This window comes from Amycolatopsis eburnea (genome assembly GCF_003937945.1).
GTDB lineage: Bacteria > Actinomycetota > Actinomycetes > Mycobacteriales > Pseudonocardiaceae > Amycolatopsis > Amycolatopsis eburnea.
The window spans coordinates 828152-845730 of record NZ_RSEC01000058.1; the positions used below are offsets into that span (position 1 = coordinate 828152).

At 71.8% G+C, this 17579-nt stretch carries 18 protein-coding genes; 15 read left to right on the forward strand and 3 right to left on the reverse strand.

Annotation, left to right across the window (positions count from 1 at the left end; translation table 11 throughout):
- Positions 1–125 precede the first annotated feature (125 nt).
- Together EIY87_RS29465 and EIY87_RS29470 are read right to left on the reverse strand one after the other, a co-directional pair.
- Positions 126–959, reverse strand: coding sequence for an ABC transporter permease (locus EIY87_RS29465; RefSeq protein ID WP_125313088.1), 834 nt, complete (start codon positions 957–959; stop codon positions 126–128).
- A complete protein-coding gene (locus EIY87_RS29470; RefSeq protein WP_125313089.1) occupies positions 956–1891 on the reverse strand; it encodes an ATP-binding cassette domain-containing protein in 936 nt (311 codons plus the stop codon). The genes EIY87_RS29465 and EIY87_RS29470 overlap by 4 nt, the downstream gene beginning before the upstream one ends.
- 254 nt (positions 1892–2145) lie before the next feature.
- Between EIY87_RS29470 and EIY87_RS29475 the strand changes: the two genes are divergently transcribed.
- From EIY87_RS29475 to EIY87_RS29540, 14 genes are all read left to right on the forward strand, one after another.
- Positions 2146–3717, forward strand: a complete 1572-nt coding sequence (locus EIY87_RS29475; RefSeq protein ID WP_125313090.1) for a DUF6801 domain-containing protein — start codon at positions 2146–2148, stop codon at positions 3715–3717.
- 117 nt (positions 3718–3834) lie between these two features.
- Positions 3835–4557, forward strand: coding sequence for a hypothetical protein (locus EIY87_RS29480; protein ID WP_125313091.1), 723 nt, complete (start codon positions 3835–3837; stop codon positions 4555–4557).
- Positions 4554–5348 (forward strand): MlaE family ABC transporter permease, encoded by a 795-nt coding sequence (locus EIY87_RS29485; RefSeq protein ID WP_125313092.1) that lies wholly within the window; start codon positions 4554–4556, stop codon positions 5346–5348. Before EIY87_RS29480 ends, EIY87_RS29485 begins: the two co-directional genes overlap by 4 nt.
- Before the next feature lie 54 nt (positions 5349–5402).
- A complete protein-coding gene (locus EIY87_RS29490; RefSeq protein WP_225440153.1) occupies positions 5403–6164 on the forward strand; it encodes an MlaE family ABC transporter permease in 762 nt (253 codons plus the stop codon).
- Complete coding sequence (locus EIY87_RS29495) at positions 6161–7357, forward strand: MCE family protein (RefSeq protein ID WP_125313094.1); 1197 nt, start codon at positions 6161–6163, stop codon at positions 7355–7357. Before EIY87_RS29490 ends, EIY87_RS29495 begins: the two co-directional genes overlap by 4 nt.
- Complete coding sequence (locus tag EIY87_RS29500) at positions 7354–8370, forward strand: MCE family protein (RefSeq protein WP_125313095.1); 1017 nt, start codon at positions 7354–7356, stop codon at positions 8368–8370. Before EIY87_RS29495 ends, EIY87_RS29500 begins: the two co-directional genes overlap by 4 nt.
- Positions 8361–9377, forward strand: coding sequence for an MCE family protein (locus EIY87_RS29505; protein WP_263855637.1), 1017 nt, complete (start codon positions 8361–8363; stop codon positions 9375–9377). The genes EIY87_RS29500 and EIY87_RS29505 overlap by 10 nt, the downstream gene beginning before the upstream one ends.
- Positions 9377–10375, forward strand: coding sequence for an MCE family protein (locus EIY87_RS29510; RefSeq protein WP_125313096.1), 999 nt, complete (start codon positions 9377–9379; stop codon positions 10373–10375). The genes EIY87_RS29505 and EIY87_RS29510 overlap by 1 nt, the downstream gene beginning before the upstream one ends.
- Positions 10372–11343 (forward strand): MCE family protein, encoded by a 972-nt coding sequence (locus tag EIY87_RS29515; protein WP_125313097.1) that lies wholly within the window; start codon positions 10372–10374, stop codon positions 11341–11343. Before EIY87_RS29510 ends, EIY87_RS29515 begins: the two co-directional genes overlap by 4 nt.
- Entirely contained in the window at positions 11343–12449 is a 1107-nt protein-coding gene (locus EIY87_RS29520; RefSeq protein ID WP_125313098.1) for an MlaD family protein, read from the forward strand. Before EIY87_RS29515 ends, EIY87_RS29520 begins: the two co-directional genes overlap by 1 nt.
- Complete coding sequence (locus tag EIY87_RS29525; protein WP_225440094.1) at positions 12446–12952, forward strand: hypothetical protein; 507 nt, start codon at positions 12446–12448, stop codon at positions 12950–12952. Before EIY87_RS29520 ends, EIY87_RS29525 begins: the two co-directional genes overlap by 4 nt.
- Positions 12949–13542 carry a hypothetical protein gene (locus EIY87_RS29530; protein ID WP_125313099.1) on the forward strand — a complete coding sequence of 198 codons (594 nt, stop codon included), beginning with the start codon at positions 12949–12951 and terminating at the stop codon, positions 13540–13542. Before EIY87_RS29525 ends, EIY87_RS29530 begins: the two co-directional genes overlap by 4 nt.
- A gap of 17 nt (positions 13543–13559) precedes the next feature.
- A complete protein-coding gene (locus EIY87_RS48515) occupies positions 13560–15233 on the forward strand; it encodes an AMP-binding protein (RefSeq protein WP_225440095.1) in 1674 nt (557 codons plus the stop codon).
- Positions 15230–16441, forward strand: coding sequence for a KR domain-containing protein (locus tag EIY87_RS29540; protein ID WP_125313101.1), 1212 nt, complete (start codon positions 15230–15232; stop codon positions 16439–16441). Before EIY87_RS48515 ends, EIY87_RS29540 begins: the two co-directional genes overlap by 4 nt.
- Here EIY87_RS29540 and EIY87_RS29545 read toward each other — a convergent pair.
- Entirely contained in the window at positions 16430–16843 is a 414-nt protein-coding gene (locus tag EIY87_RS29545; RefSeq protein ID WP_225440096.1) for a MerR family transcriptional regulator, read from the reverse strand. The genes EIY87_RS29540 and EIY87_RS29545 overlap by 12 nt on opposite strands.
- Between EIY87_RS29545 and EIY87_RS29550 the strand changes: the two genes are divergently transcribed.
- Positions 16842–17531 (forward strand): methyltransferase domain-containing protein, encoded by a 690-nt coding sequence (locus tag EIY87_RS29550; RefSeq protein ID WP_125313102.1) that lies wholly within the window; start codon positions 16842–16844, stop codon positions 17529–17531. The two genes, EIY87_RS29545 and EIY87_RS29550, sit on opposite strands and share 2 nt — an antisense overlap.
- Positions 17532–17579: the final 48 nt, after the last annotated feature.

Below are 17579 nucleotides of genomic sequence, written 5' to 3' on the forward strand. Positions count from 1 at the left end.
GCACCCAATGTGGCGTTCGGTGCTCCATCCATGCCCCCGCCACCACCCTCAACGGAGGCGCTCCGCGCCGCAGTGCTGATTCAACGCAACCAACGCCACATTGGGGCGCTTTGCCCGCCGCCCCCTCAAGCGCGGTTGCGGAAGGTGCGGGCCGCCAATGTCGAACCCGCCACCGCGGCCACCGCCGCGATCACCAGTGCCGTGAGGACCGACCAGCCGATCGGGCGGGCCAGCGCCAGCGCCCGGGTCGCGTCGATCGCGTACGTCAGCGGGTTGACCTCCGACACCACCCGCACCCACGCCGGCATCGTGTCCAGCGGCATGTACGCGCTGGAGGAGAACATAAGCGGGAACATCACCACGAACGACGCCGCCTGCAGGGTTTCCGCCTTGCGCAGCCACGTCGTGATCGCGACGAACACCCAGCTCAGGCACCAGCCGACCACGAGCGTCAGCAGCAGCGCCAGCCCCAGGCCGAGCACGCCGCCCGCGGGGCGGAAACCGAGGAACAGCACGCTCGCCAGCGCCGTCACCACGAGCTGGACGGCGAGCCGCGCGGAGTCCGCCAGTGTGCGGGCGACCAGTACCGAGACCAGGGAGATCGGCAGGCAGCGGAGGCGGCCGGTGAAGCCGCCGTAGATCTCCGCGAGCAGGCCCGCGCCCGAGCTCATCGCCGTCGTCATCGCGATGTTCACCAACGTCGCCGGTACCAGGAAGTTCACGTAACCCTGGTACGCCGCCACGCCCGGCAGGGCGCCGACGCCGCTGAACACCTGGCTGAACAACAGGAGCAGCACCACCGGCTGCAACAGTCCGAAGAAGACCAGCCGGCGGTCGCCGAACGCCGTGCGCAGCGAACGGCCCGCCAGCACGCGAACCTGGGTCCAGAACCCGGATTCCGGCCACGCCGCGGGGTCGCCGAGCGCGGAGACGGCCGCCCGGTGCCGCGCCTGCGTCACCAGCCGACCGCCGTCCGGTGCAGGGACAGGTAGACGTCGTCGAGCGTCGGCTCGGTCACCGTGAGGTCCCGCAGCGGCGCGCCCGCCGTGTCGAGCGCGCGCACCAGCACCGGGATGTCGCCGGGCCCGGTCAGCGGCACGGCGAGGACGAGCCCGGTGCGCCCGGCCGCCATTCCCAAGCGGGACAACGCGTCCACGGCCCGTTGCAGTGCCAGCTCGGTGCCGAAGGTCAGCGTCGCGGTCCGGTTGCCCAGCCGTCCCTTGAGCTGTGCGGGCGTCCCGGACACCGTGATGTGCCCGAGGCCGAGGACGACGACGTGGTCGGCCAGCCGGTCCGCCTCCTCGAGGTACTGCGTGGTGAGCACGACGGTCGTGCCGCGCGCCGCGAGCCCTTCGACGACCGACCACAGCCCGGACCGGCTCACCGGGTCCAGTCCCGTCGTCGGCTCGTCGAGGAACAGCACCTGCGGCGCGCCGACGAGGCCCGCGGCCAGGTCCAGCCGCCGCTTCATCCCGCCGGAGTAGGTCGCGGCGGGCCGGTCGGCCGCGTCTTCGAGACCGAAGGCCGCGATCAGCTCCGCGGCCCGGGCCTGCGCCTGGCGGGGCTTCGCGCCCAGCAGCCGGGCGATCAGCACGAGGTTCCCGCGCCCGGACAGGGCGTCGTCGACCGCGGCGAACTGCCCGGTCACCCCGATCCGCCGCCGCACCGCGCGCCCGCGCTGCACGACGTCGTAGCCGCACACCCGGGCGGTGCCCGCGCTCGGCCGGACGCGCGTGCTGAGGATGTCGATCAGCGTGGTCTTCCCGGCGCCGTTGTGGCCCAGGACCGCGAGCACCGCGCCGCGGGCGACGGTCAGGCTGATCCCGGCGAGCGCGGTGACTTCGCCGTACTGCTTCGCGAGGTCGGTCACGGCGATGACCGGCTGGTTCATGGCCGCTCCTTCCCCTAACTTTGGAAAAGGTAACGGGACAGCCGCACCGCGAGCAAGAAGATCGCGACCACTCCCCGTGCGCGTGACAATTTTCGACGGCGCGCATCGCACCCGTGTGACAACCGCTGACCTGCGTGACCCTTCCCGCTGAGGGTGATCCCCCGCGGGTGACAAAGAATTCACGGTCGCTTGTTCGCCCGGAAACACGGAGGTACTTTTCGCTGAAATTCCCCCATTCCCTGAGGTGACGACCCGTGAGATTTTCGTGGAAGTCGAGAAAGCCCGCGTTCGGCCTGGCCGCCGCCACCGCCGCGGGGGTCGCGGCGACCGTGGCGCTCGTCGGGGCCGGGCCGACCGAGGCCGCGCCGGTGACCCTGACGTTGAACTACAACTGCCCGTTCCCGTTGATCGGCGACCAGGTCCTGTCGGTGAAGATCGACACGAACCTGCCCGACAACGCCGTCGCGGGCGCGTCGTCGACGCCGATCACCTTCGACGTCGACGTCACCGTGCCGGAGACCGCCGCCGAGGGCCTCGCCCTGGTCGGCGCCACCTCGCTCGACGGCTCGGCGAAGGCCGCGGCGCAGCTCAAGTACCCGGTCGACAAGACGCTGAACCTGAACCTGCCGCTGACCATCGCGTCGACGCCGGTGCCGCCCTCGGGCGCGTTCCACGTCAAGAGCAGCGGCAAGGCGCCGGCGGTGACGTTCCCCAGCCCCGGCACCGCCTCGGTGACGGTCGGGAACTTCAGCACCACGATGACCCCGCGCACCGCGGACGGCCAGCCGACCGACCTGGGCACGTTCACGTCGGACTGCGTCGCCGTCCCGGGCCAGAACCAGCTGCTCGGCACGTTCGAGATCAAGCCGGCCGGCGGCACCACGACGCCGACCACGCCGACCACGCCGACGACCCCCACCACCCCGACGACTCCGACGACCGAGCCGACGACCCCGACGACGGAGCCCACGACTCCGACCACCGAGCCGACCACGCCGACGACGGAGCCCACGACTCCGACCACCGAGCCGACCACGCCGACGACGGAACCGACGACCCCGACCACGGAGCCGACGACCCCGACGACCGAGCCGACGACTCCCACGACGGAGCCGACCACGCCGACGACCGAGCCGACGACTCCGACCACGGAGCCGACGACCCCGACGACGGAACCGACGACTCCCACGACCGAGCCGACGACCCCGACCACGGAGCCGACGACTCCCACCACGGAACCCACCACCCCGACGACGGAACCGACGCCCCCCACCACCGAGCCGACCACGCCGACGACCCAGCCGACCACACCGCCGGGCAGCGTCGACGTCAAGTACTCGGTCAAGGGCAAGTCGTTCCTCAAGCAGCTGCACGCCACGCTGCCGCTCGGCCCGGGCAGCCTGGACGCGAAGCTCGACGCCGCGTCCGGCGGGTTCGGCGCCCAGCTCGCGCTGCCGAAGTCGGACGTGGACTTCCGCGTCCTCGGCTTCATCCCGGCGTCGGCGACCGTGAAGCTCGACCAGGTCGGCGCCATCAACGGCACGCTCACCGGCGGGGCGGTCAAGGCGGACGCGCGGATCGACGTCCAGCTGACCAAGGTGCGGGTCTTCGGGTTCCCGATCCTGCAGTCGAAGTCGTGCCACACGGTGCAGCCGGCCGACGTGCCGCTCGCTTCGGCTCCCGGCTTCGACCCGCTCAAGGGCGGCAAGCTGACCGCGACCTACGGCATCCCGCAGTTCACCGGCTGCGGCTTCCTGACCGGGTTGATCAGCGGTCTCGCCTCCGGCCCGGGCAACAAGCTGGAAGTGACCCTCACCAAGAAGTGAGGTAGGGCCGCGAAAACGCAGACCCGCGTGACAAGAACGTGAAGAACCCTTGTCCCGCAACGAGAATCGTCAGTAGCTTCGGAAAGGATCTCCTTCGATGAGGAAGGCTGGACGTCCGTGCTGACCCGGTTCTCGCTGCCGCTCGTGCTGGTGCTGGTCGCGTTCTCGTTGGGTGCCGCGGAAGCCGCGCCCAACGAGGACGCGCCGCAGCCGCAAGCGGCCACGCAGATCCCCTTCGGGTTCACCCTGGGGGACGCGCAGCAGCCGACCACGAGCCACGTCGCCAAGCTCGGGTCGGACATCGCCTTCCCGCCGGGCACGTTCGACGGCGCGCTGGGCGGTCTCACCAACACGGTGCCGATCACCGGCAAGCTGACCATCCCGCCGACCGACGGCTACTTCGTCGCGTTCCGGTTCATGGGCACCACGGGCCGGGTCGAGATCGTGCCGGACGGCGACGCCACCGGCACCGCCACCGTGAAGACCGGCAAGGACACCAACTGCAAGACCACGCAGACGAACATCTGCGCCGACACCGACGTGACCGCGAAGGTGTTCATCAAGCTCTCGAACGTGAAGGTGGACGGCAAGGCCCTCGACGTCGGCCCGGACTGCCGGACGGCCCAGCCCGCGTCCGTGAACATCAAGGCACTGGTGCCGATTTCGCTGCCGGCCCCGCCGGTGAAGGTGACGTCGACGTTCACCACGCCCGCGTTCGCCGGGTGCACCGGGCGGGAGGACCTGAGCCGGCTGCTCACCGGCCTGGTTTCGGGGCCGGGCAACACCTTCGTCTCCAACCTCACCCTGCGTTGCTTCAGCTCCGGGTGCAAGCAAGCATGACCACCCTGCTCAGCGAAGCTCCCCGGAAAGCGGCGAACGGCCTGCGCGAGTTCGGCCGCATGTGCGCGATGGGCCTCGACATCATCCTGGCGATGTTCCGCCGCCCGTACCAGCTGCGCGAGTTCGTCCAGCAGTTCTGGTTCATCGCCAGCGTGTCCATCACGCCGGCGATCCTGGTGTCCATCCCGTTCGGCGCGGTCATCTCGCTGCAGCTCGGCTCGCTCACCAGCCAGATCGGCGCCCAGCAGTTCAACGGCGCGGCCAGCGTCCTGGCCGTCGTGCAGCAGGCCAGCCCGATCGTGACGACGCTGATCATCGCCGGCGCGGGCGGCAGCGCCATCTGCGCCGACCTCGGCGCGCGCAGCATCCGCGAGGAGATCGCCGCGATGGAGGTGCTCGGCGTCTCGCCGATCCACCGGCTGATCGTGCCGCGGGTGCAGGCCGCCGTCGGGGTGTCCGTGCTGCTCAACGGGCTCGTCAGCGTGGTCGGCGTGCTGGGCGGCTACTTCTTCAACGTCATCGTCCAGGGCGGCACGCCCGGCGCGTACCTGGCCAGCTTCAACGCCCTCGCGCAGCTGCCGGACCTCGTCGTCAGCTCCGTGAAGGCGGTGATCTTCGGTTACCTCGCCGGGGTGGTCGCGTCCTACCGCGGCCTGAACCCGAAGGGCGGCCCCAAGGGCGTCGGCGACGTCGTCAACCAGTCCGTCGTCATCACCTTCCTGCTGCTGTTCTTCGTCAACACCGTGCTGACCGCGCTGTACCTGCAGCTCGTCCCGGCGAAGGGAACCTGAGTGGCCATCCTCGGCAAACCCGGCGACCGGCTGTTCGAACTCGGCGACCAGCTGATGTTCTACGTCCGGGCGATCGCCGCCGTCCCGCTCGCGGTGACCCGCTACTTCCGCGAGGTGGTGCGGCTGCTGGCGGAGGTGACGTTCGGCAGCGGCGCGCTCGCGGTCATCGGCGGCACGATCGGCGTGATGGTCGGGCTGTGCGTGTTCACCGGCGTCACCGTGGGCCTGCAGGGGTTCAGCGCGCTGAACCAGATCAACATCTCGGCCATGACCGGATTCCTGACCGCGTACTTCAACACCCGCGAGATCGCGCCGCTGGTCGCCGGGCTCGCGCTGTCGTCCACAGTGGGCAGCGGGTTCACCGCGCAGCTCGGCGCGATGCGGATCTCCGAGGAGATCGACGCCCTCGAAGTGATGGCCGTGCGGAGCATGCCGTACCTGGTCACCACCCGGATCGTGGCCGGGTTCATCGCGATCATCCCGCTGTACGTCGTCGGGCTGCTGATCTCCTACCTCGGCTCCCGGCTGACGACCGTCGTCTTCTTCGGACAGTCCGGCGGCACCTACGACCACTACTTCACGCTGTTCCTGCCGCCCGGCGACGTGCTGTGGTCGTTCGGCAAGGTGCTCGTCTTCAGCGTCGGCGTGATCCTGACGCACTGCTTCTACGGCTACCGCGCCAGCGGCGGGCCGGCGGGCGTCGGCGTCGCGGTCGGCCGGGCCGTGCGGACGTCGATCGTGCTGATCAGCGTGCTCGACCTGTTCCTGTCGCTGGCCATCTGGGGCGCGACGACCACGGTGAAGGTGTCCGGATGAGCCGCTTCGCCACGCAGCTCGCCGGGGTCGCCTTCCTCGGCGTGCTCGTGCTGCTCGGCTACCTCGCGGTCGCCATCTACGACAAGGACTTCGACGACTCGGAGCTGGTGACGTTGCGGGCGGACCGCGTCGGCAACCAGCTCGCGCCGACCGCCGAGGTGAAGGTCAAGGGCGTGCCGTTCGGCGAGGTCCGCGCGGTCCGCAGCACGCGCACCGGCGCCGAGATCGACCTGGCGCTCGACCCGGCCAAGATCGGCCAGCTGCCGGGCAACGTCTCCGCGCGGTTGCTGCCGAAGACCGTCTTCGGCGAGCGGTACGTCAACCTCGTGCTGCCGGACCATCCACAAGGGACGCTGCAGGCGGGGGACGTCATCGCGCAGGACCGCTCGTCGAGCGCGATCGAACTCGAACGCGTCCTCGGCGACCTGCTGCCGCTGTTGCGCGCGGTGCAGCCGCAGAAGCTGAACAGCTCCCTCGGCGCGATCTCCCAAGCCCTCGACAACCGGGGGCAGCCGATCGGCGACAGCATCGTCAAGCTGCAGGACCTGCTGGCCCAGGTGAACCCGCTGATGCCGCAGTTCAAGGCGGACATCACCGGGCTGGCGAACGCGGCCGACGTCTACACCACCGCCGCGCCGGACATCCTGCAGGCGCTGACCGACCTGTCGACGACCGCGAAGACCATTGTGGACACCCGCGCGGACCTCGACAACCTCTACACGAGCGTCACCAGCGCGACCGGTCACCTGAACGACTTCCTCCGGAAGAACAAGGACAACATCATCGGCGTCTCCGTTGAAAGCCGCCCGTCGCTGGAGCTGCTTTCGCAGTACTCACCCGAGTTCCCGTGCCTGTTCGACGCGGTGAACCGGCTCAAGCCGCTGATGGAGAAAGCGCTGGGCAAGGGCACGAACGAGCCGGGCCTGCACGTGACGCTCACCGTCCAGGACCCGCGGGACAAGTACGTCCCCGGCCGCGACACCCCGCGGTTCGACGCCACCGGCGGCCCGAAGTGCTACGGCGGGGGAGCCGCGGCTCCGGGAGTCACCGACGGCGACCTCGGCCCGGCCAACTCGCCGGGCGAGCGGCAGCTGGTCGCGGAGCTGCTGAAGCCTGCGCTGGGGGACGTCCCGGACTGGAGCAGTGTCCTGATCGGACCCGCCCTGCGCGGCACGGAGGTGACCGTCCGATGAGGAGCGTCGCGGGACCCGCCGTCAAGGGCCTGATCTTCTTCCTGGTGACCGCGGTCGCCACCGCGATCCTCGCGATCACCATCGCCAACTCCAGCGTCGGTGCCACCATCGGCTACACGGCCCGCTTCACCGACGCCACCTCGGTCAACCCCGGTGACGAGGTCCGCATGGCCGGGGTCCGGATCGGCCAGGTCGACTCGGTGCGGGTCGTCGAGCACCGCCTGGCCGACGTCGACTTCTCGGTCGACCGCACGCACCGGCTCACGGCGTCGGCCGCGGTGACGATCCGCTACCGCAACCTGGTCGGGCAGCGCTACCTCTCGGTCGACCCCGGCGCCACCGACACCTCGCCGACGCTGGCCGAAGGCGCGCAGATCCCGTTGGACCGGACCACCCCGGCGCTCGACCTCACCGCGTTGTTCAACGGTTTCAAGCCGCTCTTCCAGGCGCTGTCGCCCAACGACGTCAACCAGCTGTCGTTCGAGATCATCCAGGTGCTGCAGGGCGAGGGCAGCACGATCGAAAGCCTGCTGCGGCACACGGCGTCGCTGACGTCCACTTTGGCCGGCAAGGACGCCGTCATCGGGCAGGTGATCGGCAACCTCAACACCGTGCTCGACACCGTGAACGCCCAGGGCGACCAGTTCGACGCGCTCGTCGACACCACCGCCCAGCTGGTCACCGGCCTGGCCGCGGACGCGAAGCCGATCGGGCAGGCGATCGGCGGCCTCGGCGAGCTGACCACCGCCACCGCCGGGCTGCTGGAGCAAGGACGTCAGCCGCTCAAGGACAGCATCACCGCGCTCGGCGACCTGTCGAAGAACCTGGCGGACAACACCCCGGTGTTCCAGCAGTTCATCGACAACCTGCCGAAGAAGCTCGACCGGATCGGCACGCTGTTCTCCTACGGCTCCTGGGCGAACTTCTACCTCTGCGCGGTGGAGACCGACGCGAAACCGGCGCCCGGCGGCCCGCCGCCCGGCATCCCCGTCACGGCCGGGAGGTGCCGGTGAAACCCCCTCGCATCAAGCCGTTCCGCAGCCGGAACCCGATCGCCGTCGGCGCGGCGACCGCGCTGGTGATGGCGCTGATCGGCGGCGCCACGTTCTTCTCCGACGACCTGCCGCTGGTCGGCGGCGGTACGACCTACAAGGCGGAGTTCCACGAGGCCGCCGGGCTCAAGCCGAACGACGAGGTCCGGGTGGCCGGGGTGAAGGTCGGCGAGGTCACCGACGTGCGGCTGGCCGGCGACCACGTCGAAGTGCTGTTCCGCGTCAAGGACACCTGGGTCGGGAACCGGACGACCGCGGCGATCAAGATCAAGACGTTGCTGGGTCAGAAGAACCTCGTACTCGACCCGGTCGGCAACGGCGAGCTGGACCCGGACCAGCCGATCCCGCCCGAGCGCACCAGCTCGCCCTACGACGTCACCACGGTCTTCAACGACCTGGCCGGCACGGTCGGGGCGATCGACACCGACCAGCTCGCGCAGGCGTTCCGCACGCTGTCCGACACGCTCGGCGAGTCGGCACCGCAGGACGTGCGGACCGCGTTCGACGGCATCGCCGCGCTGTCGCAAACGCTGGCCTCGCGCGACGAAGAGCTGGTCAAACTGTTCCAGAACACCAACGAGGTCTCGAAGACGCTCGGCGAGCGGTCGGACCAGATCCAGGCGCTGATCCGCGACGGCAACACGCTGCTCACCGAGCTGAACGCGCGCAAGGACGCGATCGCGCAGCTGTTCAGCGGCATCAAGAACCTGGCGATCCAGCTGCGCGGGCTGGTCGCGGACAACCAGAAGACGCTCGGCCCGGCGCTCGACCAGCTCGACCGCGTCGCGACCGTGCTGCAGCAGAACCAGGGGAAGCTCGAGGACAGCCTGCGCCTGGCCGGGCCGTTCTACCGGCTGCTCGGCAACGCCGTCGGCAACGGCCGGTGGATCGACACCTACATCTGCGGGCTGATCCCCACCGGCACCACGCCGGGAAGCTGCCTGCCGCCGAAGAACGGGGGACGCTGATGGCGCACCAGCTGACCGACCTGGGAGCACAGGCGCGACGGCGGGCGAGACTGCGCGCCCTCACCGTCGGCGTCGTGCTCGCGCTCGTCGTCTCGGCGGCGTGGCCGGTCGTGACCGCGCCCGCCGAGCGGACGCTGACCGCGTACTTCACCGCCGCCGTCGGCATCTACCCCAACTCCGACGTCCGCGTGCTCGGCGTCGCCATCGGGTCGGTGTCCGAAGTGGAACCGAACGGCACCGACGTCAAGGTGACGATGACGCTGAAGCCGGATGCGCGGCTGCCCGCCGACGCCGGTGCCGTGGTGATCACGCCGAGCCTGGTCGCGGACCGGTACGTGCAGATCACGCCCGTCTACCGCGGCGGACCGCAGCTGCCCGACGGCGCTTCGATCCCGCGCGAGCGCACCGCGACCCCGGTCGAGGTCGACGACCTGCTGCACAGCCTCAACCAGCTGATGTCCGCGCTGGGACCGCAGGGCGCCAACAAGGACGGCGCCGTCAGCGAGGTGCTGACCAAGTCGGCCGAGTACCTCAGCGGTAACGGGCAGACCATCGGCACGGCGATCAAGAACCTCGGCGAGTTCGCCCGCGCCGCCAGCGACTCGAAGGACGACCTGTTCGGTTCGGTCGACAACATCAGCAAGTTCACCGCCATGCTCGCCGCCAACGACGGGCAGGTGAAGCAGGCGATCTCGCAGATCGCGTCGCTGAGCAAGGTGCTGGCCGACCAGCGCGACCAGTTCTCCGGCGCGCTGACCGAGCTGACCCAGGCGCTGACCGTCGTGCAGGGGTTCATCAAGGACAACCGCGGCAAGGTGCAGTCCGATGTGGACAAGGTCGCCGACGTCACGAAGATCCTGGTCAACCAGAAGGATTCACTCGCCGAAGCGCTGCAAGCGGCGCCGAACGCGTTGACGAACCTCCTGGGCGCCTACGACCAGGCGAACGGGACCATCGACGGCCGCGGCAACCTCCTCGAGTTCCCGGAGGGGAAATGAAGTCCCTGGTCAAGCTCGCCGCGGTGGTGACGCTCGCGCTCGTCACCACCGGCTGCGGGCGCGGGGTCAGCGTCTACGACATCCCGCTGCCCGGCGGTGCCGCGCTCGGCGACCACCCGATCCACGTCACCGCGAGCTTCACCAACGTGCTCGACCTGGTGCCGCAGTCCGGCGTCAAGGTCAACGACGTCCCGGTCGGGCAGGTCGTCAAGGTGGAGCTGGCGCCGGACGGGCACAGCGCGATCGTGGACATGCTGCTCAACAGCGACGTCGACCTGCCGGGCAACGCCGTCGCCCGGCTGCGGCAGGCCAGCATCCTCGGCGAGAAGTTCGTCGAGCTGGCCGCGCCGCCCGACGCGACGCCGTCGGGCCGGCTGCTGGACGGGGCGACCATCCCGCTGGACCAGTCCACGCTGACGCCGGAGATCGAGGAGGTCTTCGGGGCGTTGTCCCTGCTGCTCAACGGTGGTGGGGTGGCGCAGGTCCAGAACATCAGCCACCAGCTCAACGAAGCCCTCGGCGGGCGCGAGACCGCCGCCCGCAGCCTGTTGTCCAGTTTGGACGCGTTCGTGCGCGGGCTCGACGAGCACCGCACCGAAATCACGCGGGCGATCGAGAGCGTCAACAAGCTCGCGCAGACGCTGAACGCGCACACCGGCCAGATCACCACGACGCTCAACGGCCTCACGCCCGGCATCGGCGTGCTCAACCAGCAGCGGGAGGCGCTGGTCGGGATGCTCAAGTCCCTCGACGGCCTGACTTCGGTCGCCGTCGACACGGTGAACAGGAGCAAGGACGACCTGGTCGCCGACCTCAAGGCGCTCGAACCGCTGCTTCGGCGGCTGGCGGATTCCGGTGACAAGCTGCCGAAGGCGATGGAGATGATCTTCACCTTCCCCTTCCCGGACGCGGCGCTCGACGCCATCCGCGGCGACTACCTCAACGGCTTCCTCAAGGTGGGTCACTGATGCTGACCCGGTTCGTGCGCGTCCAGGTGACCCTCTTCGTGGTCATCGCCGTCCTCGGCGTGGCCTACGTCGGGGCCACCTACGCCGGTCTGGACAAGGTGTTCTTCGACCGCGGCTACACCGTGCAGGCGCAGTTCCCGACCGGCGGCGGCATCTTCACCAACGCGGAGGTCACCTACCGCGGGGTGCCGATCGGCCGGGTCGGCGAGCTGCGCCTGACCCCGGCCGGGATGGAAGCCGACCTCGAAATCGACGCCGGCACCGCGCCGGTCCCGGCCGACACCGAGGCGATCGTCGCCGACCGCTCGGCCGTCGGCGAGCAGTACGTCGACCTCCGACCGCGCAGCGACGGCGGGCCGAAGCTGCACGACGGCTCGGTGATCACGCAGGCGGACACGAAGATCCCGCTGCCGGTCGACGTCGTCTTGTCGACAGTGGACACCTTCGCCAACTCGGTGCCGAAGCCCGCGCTGCGCACGGTCGTCGACGAGCTGTACAAGGCGACGACTGACGCCGGCCCGGCGCTGGACCAGCTGGTCGGCCGCGGCATCGAGTTCGTGCAGGCGGCGAGCGCGCACGTGGCGCCGCTGACCCGGTTCGTCACCGACGCCCACGTCGTGCTCGACACCCAGGTGCAGCAGGCCGGCGCGATCCGCGAGTTCGGCGCGAACGCCAAGCTGCTCGCGTCGACGCTGAAGGAGTCCGACGGCGACCTGCGCACGCTGATCCCGGCGGTGCCGGCCGCGGCGAACGAGGTGAGCGAGCTGATCCGCGGCTCGGGGCCGCAGCTGGGGGTGCTGCTGGCGAACCTGCTGACCACCGCGGACGTCCTGGAGAACCGGCGGGACGGGCTGCGGCAGCTGCTGATCACCGCACCGCGGGCGGTCGCGGCGGGAAGCGCGGTGGTGCGCCCGGACGGTGCCCACTTCGGGCTGTCGCTGACCTTCTTCGACCCGCCGCCGTGCACGACCGGGTACTCGACGCCGTACCGCGACGGCCTGGACACCTCGACCCGCCCGCTCAACACGGCCGCGCGCTGCGCGCTGCCGAAGGGCGACCCGACGAACGTGCGGGGCTCGCAGAACGCACCGGGAGGACGGCCGTGAAGATCCTGACGTGGCTGGCCCCGGCGGCCGCGGTCCTGGCGACCGCGGCGGCCGGGTGGTCCGGGTTCACCTGGTGGCAGGCGGCGCACGACGACGGCGTCGCGCGCGCGGTCGTCCGGGAGGACGCGTTGCAGGCCGGGCGAACCGCCGTCGCCGGACTGACCACTTTGGACTACCGGCAGGCGGCGCCGGGGTACCAGCACTGGCTCGATCTGTCGGGCGGCGCGCTGCACGACGAGCTGGCGGCCGACCGGCAGGGGAGCCTCGACCGGATCGCGCAGGCGAAGACCGTCACCACCGGCAAGGTCACCGACGCCGCGGTGACCGAAGTGGACACCGGCGCGGGGACGGCGAAGCTGATCGCGTCGGTCGAGCTGGTCGTCGCACCCGACGGCGGCGACGCCGTGACCAAGCGCAACCGGTTCCAGGCCGACCTGACCCGCGGCCCGGACGGCTGGCGCGTCACCGGGCTCGGCCAGGTCCCGACCGGGGAGGCACCGTGACCGTTCCGACGAAGAAGCGAGCCGTCAAGGTGGCCGGTCGCCACCACGACCCGGAACCCGGACCGGACGCCGAACCGGACCCGCCCGCCGCCCCGCGCCGGCGTTCGTGGCTCGTGTTCGCGGTGGTCGCCGTGGTCATGGCGGGCGTCGCCGGGTGGTGCGCGATCGAAGCGCGGCAGACGAACGCCGTTGTGGCGCACAACAGCGCGCTCGCCGACGCCTCGGGCACCGCGGACGCGGCGAAGCAGATCAGCGCCGCGCTCGGCACGGTCTTCTCCTACCGCTTCGACAACCCGGCCAAGAGCGAGCAGGCGGCGAAGGCCGTTCTCACCGGTCCCGCGCTGGCCCAGTACGACCAGCTCTTCGGCCAGGTGCGCAAGCTCGCCGCGGACCAGAAGCTGGTGGTCACCTCGACCGCCGTCGCGTCCGGCGTGAAGCTCCTGGACGGCGACCGCGCGGCGCTGCTGGTGTTCCTCGACCAGACCGGGACGCGGGGCGACGGGCAGCGCAGCACCGGTGCCGCGCAGCTGAGCGTCACGGCCGAGCGCGTCGGCGGGAAGTGGCGCGTCACCGGGATGTCCGCCGCCTGAGAATGCACGAGGGACCGATGCTCACGAGTTCAGAACCGGCCGCCGGCGGGCTGACCACCGCGGCCGGGGCCACCACGCTCTCGACGCTCCTGACCGCGCGCGCCGCGGCCACGGGGACCGAGAGAGCGCTTACCCGCCTCGGCGCCGGAAGGCGGACGGTGACCTGGGCCGGGCTGGACCACCGGGTGACCGCCGTCGCCGCGGCCCTGCGCCAGGTCACCGAACCCGGGCAGCGCGCGGCGATCCTCGTCGCGGATCCGGTGGAGCACGTCGTGGCGTTCCTCGGCGTGCTCCGGGCCGGGCTGGTCGCGATCTCCGTCGGCCCGGACCGCGCCCGTGTCCTGGCGGACGCGGAACCGGTGATCCTGCTGGCGACGTCGGCGACGGTCGCCGACACCCGGCGGTTCTTGTCTACTTTGGACACGTGCGGGCACCGCGTGCTCGCGGTGGACGCCGTTCCCGATGCGCCGGGCTTCACCGAGGACCCGGTCGCCGCCGAAGACGTGGCGTACTTGCAGTACCCGGGCGCGGTGATGGTCACGCACGCGAACATCGTCGCCAACGCCCGGCAGGCGGCGGCCGTGCTGGGACCGGGTGAGCTGGTGAGCCGTTCGCCGCTCAGCGATCCACTCGGCCTGCTGCTCGCGGTCGCCGTGCCGCTCGCGACGGGCCGTCCCGTGGTGCTCGTCGAGCGGCCGGCGGCACTCGGGCCCGTGACCACGCTCGTGAGCAGCGCCGACCCGGATCTGGACCGGGTGCGTGCGGCGTTCGGCGCGTCCGGGCAGCTGCGGGTGTGCTACGTCGTGGCCGAAGCGACGGCGCTGGTCGCATGTGGACGGCCGGCGGGCCAGCGCGTCGCGATCGTCGGCCCCGACGGACGGCGGCTGCCCGCGGGCGAGCCCGGCGAGATCTGGGTGAGCGGTCCGAACGTCGCCCGCGGCTACCGGAACCGGCCCGGTGAGTCCGCCCGCGTGTTCTGCGCGTTCCTCACGGGGGACGACGAGCCGCGGTGGTGGCTGCGCACCGGCCACCTCGGGGTGCTCGACGAGTCGGGTGAGCTGTCCGTCCTCGACGACGACTTCGCCGCTGGGCATCACCTGCGGGGCCTTGAAGCGGCGGCCGGGGGTGCCGATCCGGCGGTGCGGGACGGGGCCGCGTTCGCGGCCGGGCATCACCTGCGGGATCTCGAAGCGGCGGCCGGGGGTGCCGATTCGGCGGTGCGGGACGGGGCCGCGTTCGCGGCCGGGCATCACCTGCGGGATCTCGAAGCGGCGGCCGGGGGTGCCGATTCGGCGGTGCGGGACGCGGTCGCGTTCGCGGCCAGGCATCCGCGGGACCTTGAAGCGACGGCCGGGGGTGCCGATTCGGCGGTGCGGGACGGGGCCGCGTTCGCCGCCGGGCATCACCCGAGGGACCTGGAAATGACCGCCAGGGGCGCCCATCCGGCGGTCCGGGACGCCGCCGCGTTCGCCGTCCCCGGGGCGCAGGTCGTGCTCGTCGTCGAGCTGGCCGCGGGGAGCCTCCCGCCGCGCGGAGCGGTCGAGCGGGCCGTGCGTGGCGCGTTGTCGGAGCGGCACGGGCTCACGCCGCGCCGGGTCGTCGTGCTGGGCGCGGGCGAGCTGCCGCCGACCCGGGCCGAGTGCCGGGAGCGCTACCTGGCCGGCCTGCCCACCCCGGACGGCCTGCGGTGACCGGGCCGCTGGAGGACGCGCGCGCGGTGTCGCCGGGCGTCCCGTTCGCCACCCGGGCGTTCGAAGTGACCTGGCCCGAAGCGCCCCTGCCACCGGCGCCGCCGGTACCGCCCGGGTCGTGGCTGCTGCTCACCGACGAGCACCCGGCCGCGCTCGGCCGGGCCGTCGCGCTCGCACTGGCGCTGGCCGAAACCGGCGACGAAGCCCTTTCCCTGCCCCAGGACGACTTCGGCGAGCTGCCCGCGTTCCTGGCCGGGCGGCCGGTGCGCGGCGTCGTGTTCCTCACCGGCGCCCCGCACGCCTACCACGACCCCGAAGACGCGCGCGAGCTCCTGCGCACGATCTCGTCGGTGGTCGCCCGGCTCGACCGCGGGGTCCGCTTCCACCTGGTGACGCAGGCGCACGACGAGCCGGGGCTGGTGTGCCTGCGCGGGCTGATCCGGGTGCTCGCCTGCGAACGCCCGGACCTGCGGGCGAGCATCGCCGACTTCGACGCCCGGTCCGATGTGGACGCACTCGCCCGCGAGCTGCGGGCGGACGCGTCCGAGGACGAAGTCCGCTGGCGCCACGACGTCCGGTACGCAGCGCGGCTGACCCGCGTCCCGCTCGCTCCCGAAGTCCCGGCCGGCCCGGGGGCGTACGTGGTGACGGGTGCGTTCGGCCCGCTCGGCCTGGCCACCGCCCGCTGGCTGGCCGACCACGGCGCCACCCGGATCGTCCTTTCCGGACGGAACGGCGGGATGGCCGACCTCCCTGGCGCGGACGTCGTGGTCGTTGCCGGTGACCTCGCCGAGCGTGGTGTCGCGGACCGGTTGATCGCCGAGGCGACGGCGGGCGGGCTGCCGTTGCGGGGGATCGTGCACGCGGCGGGGGTGTTCGCGGAAGACGCCGACACCGCGTGGCGCGCGAGGGTGCTGGGCGCACGGCGGCTGCACGAAGCGACCGCGGAAACCCCGCCGGTCTGGTGGCTGCTGTGCTCCCCGGCCACGGCGCTGTTCGGCGCACCGGGCCGGGCGGGCGGCGCGACGGCGGACGCGTGGCTGGACGCGTTCGCGGCCTGGCGGCGCGCCCGTGGGCTGCCCGCGGCGGTGACCCGGGTGGGGAGCAGGGAGCTTTCGCCCGCGGTCTGGCGGCCGTACTTTTCGGCGGTGCTCGAGGAGATCGTGCACGACGCGGAGGTGTTCGGGGAGGACGCGTCAGGCGTCTGAGGGCAGCCGTTCGGCCAGCAGGCCGCGGAAGTGGGGGCAGGTCATGATGTCGTCGTGCGGGCACGGTCCGCCGGCGAGCAGGTCGAGCGCCGCCTGTGTCCGGGCGAGCCGGGCTTCCAGCCGCCGCCGGTGGGCGGCCAGCAGTTCTTCGCGGGCCGGCGCCGACCCGGCCGCCAGCACCGCCCGGATGTCCGCGAGGCCGAGGCCCGCCTCCTTCGAGACCAGGATCGCCGCCACCCGGTGCTCGTCGGTGTCGGTGTAGCGGCGGCGGTTGCCGGCGCGCGCGGGCGTCAGCAGCCCCTCCGCCTCCCAGTGGCGCAGCACGTGCGCGGGGACCCCGAACCGGGCCGCCACCTCGCCTATTGACTTCATGCCGACATTAAGTCGCAGGATGGCGGCCATGTCCACGCTGCTTGCTCTCCTGGATGCCTTCGACGACCGGCCCGAGGCCCGTGACCTGCGCGAACTCACCTACCGCGACCTGGGGACGACCGTGGTCGACGTCGGCTGCGGCGGCGGCCGCGCGGTCGGCGAGCTGGCCGCCCGCGGGGTGCGCGCGATCGGCGTCGACCTGAACGCGGCCATGGTCGAGGCTGCCGCCGAGCGCTGGCCCGCCGGCGAATTCCACGTCGCCGACGCGGCTTCGCTGCCGCTGCCCGACGGTTCGGTCACCGGCTACCGCGCCGACAAGGTGCTGCACACCCTCGCCGATCCCGGCCAGGCGGTCGGCGAAGCGCGCCGGGTGCTGGCGCCCGGCGGCCGCGCGGTGCTCACCGGGCAGGACTGGGACACCGTCCTGATCGACTCCGACGACCCGGCGCGCACCCGCGCGCTCGTCCACGCCCGCGCGGACCGGGTGCCGAGCCCGCGGGTCGCGCGCCGCTACCGGAACCTGTTGCTGGACAACGGGTTCACCGACGTCACGGTCGAGGTCCGCACCGCGGTCTGGACCGACGGCGCGTGCCTGCCGATGCTCGCCGACCTCGGCGGCGACGGGGCGTGGCTCGACGAGCAGGCCACGAGGGCGCGCGAGGACCGGCTGTTCGTGGCGATCCCGTTCGTGGTGGCGGCCGGCGTCCGCCGCCAGTGACATGACCGGCCCCAGCGCCCCAATGTGGCGTTCGGTGCGTCAGACGCA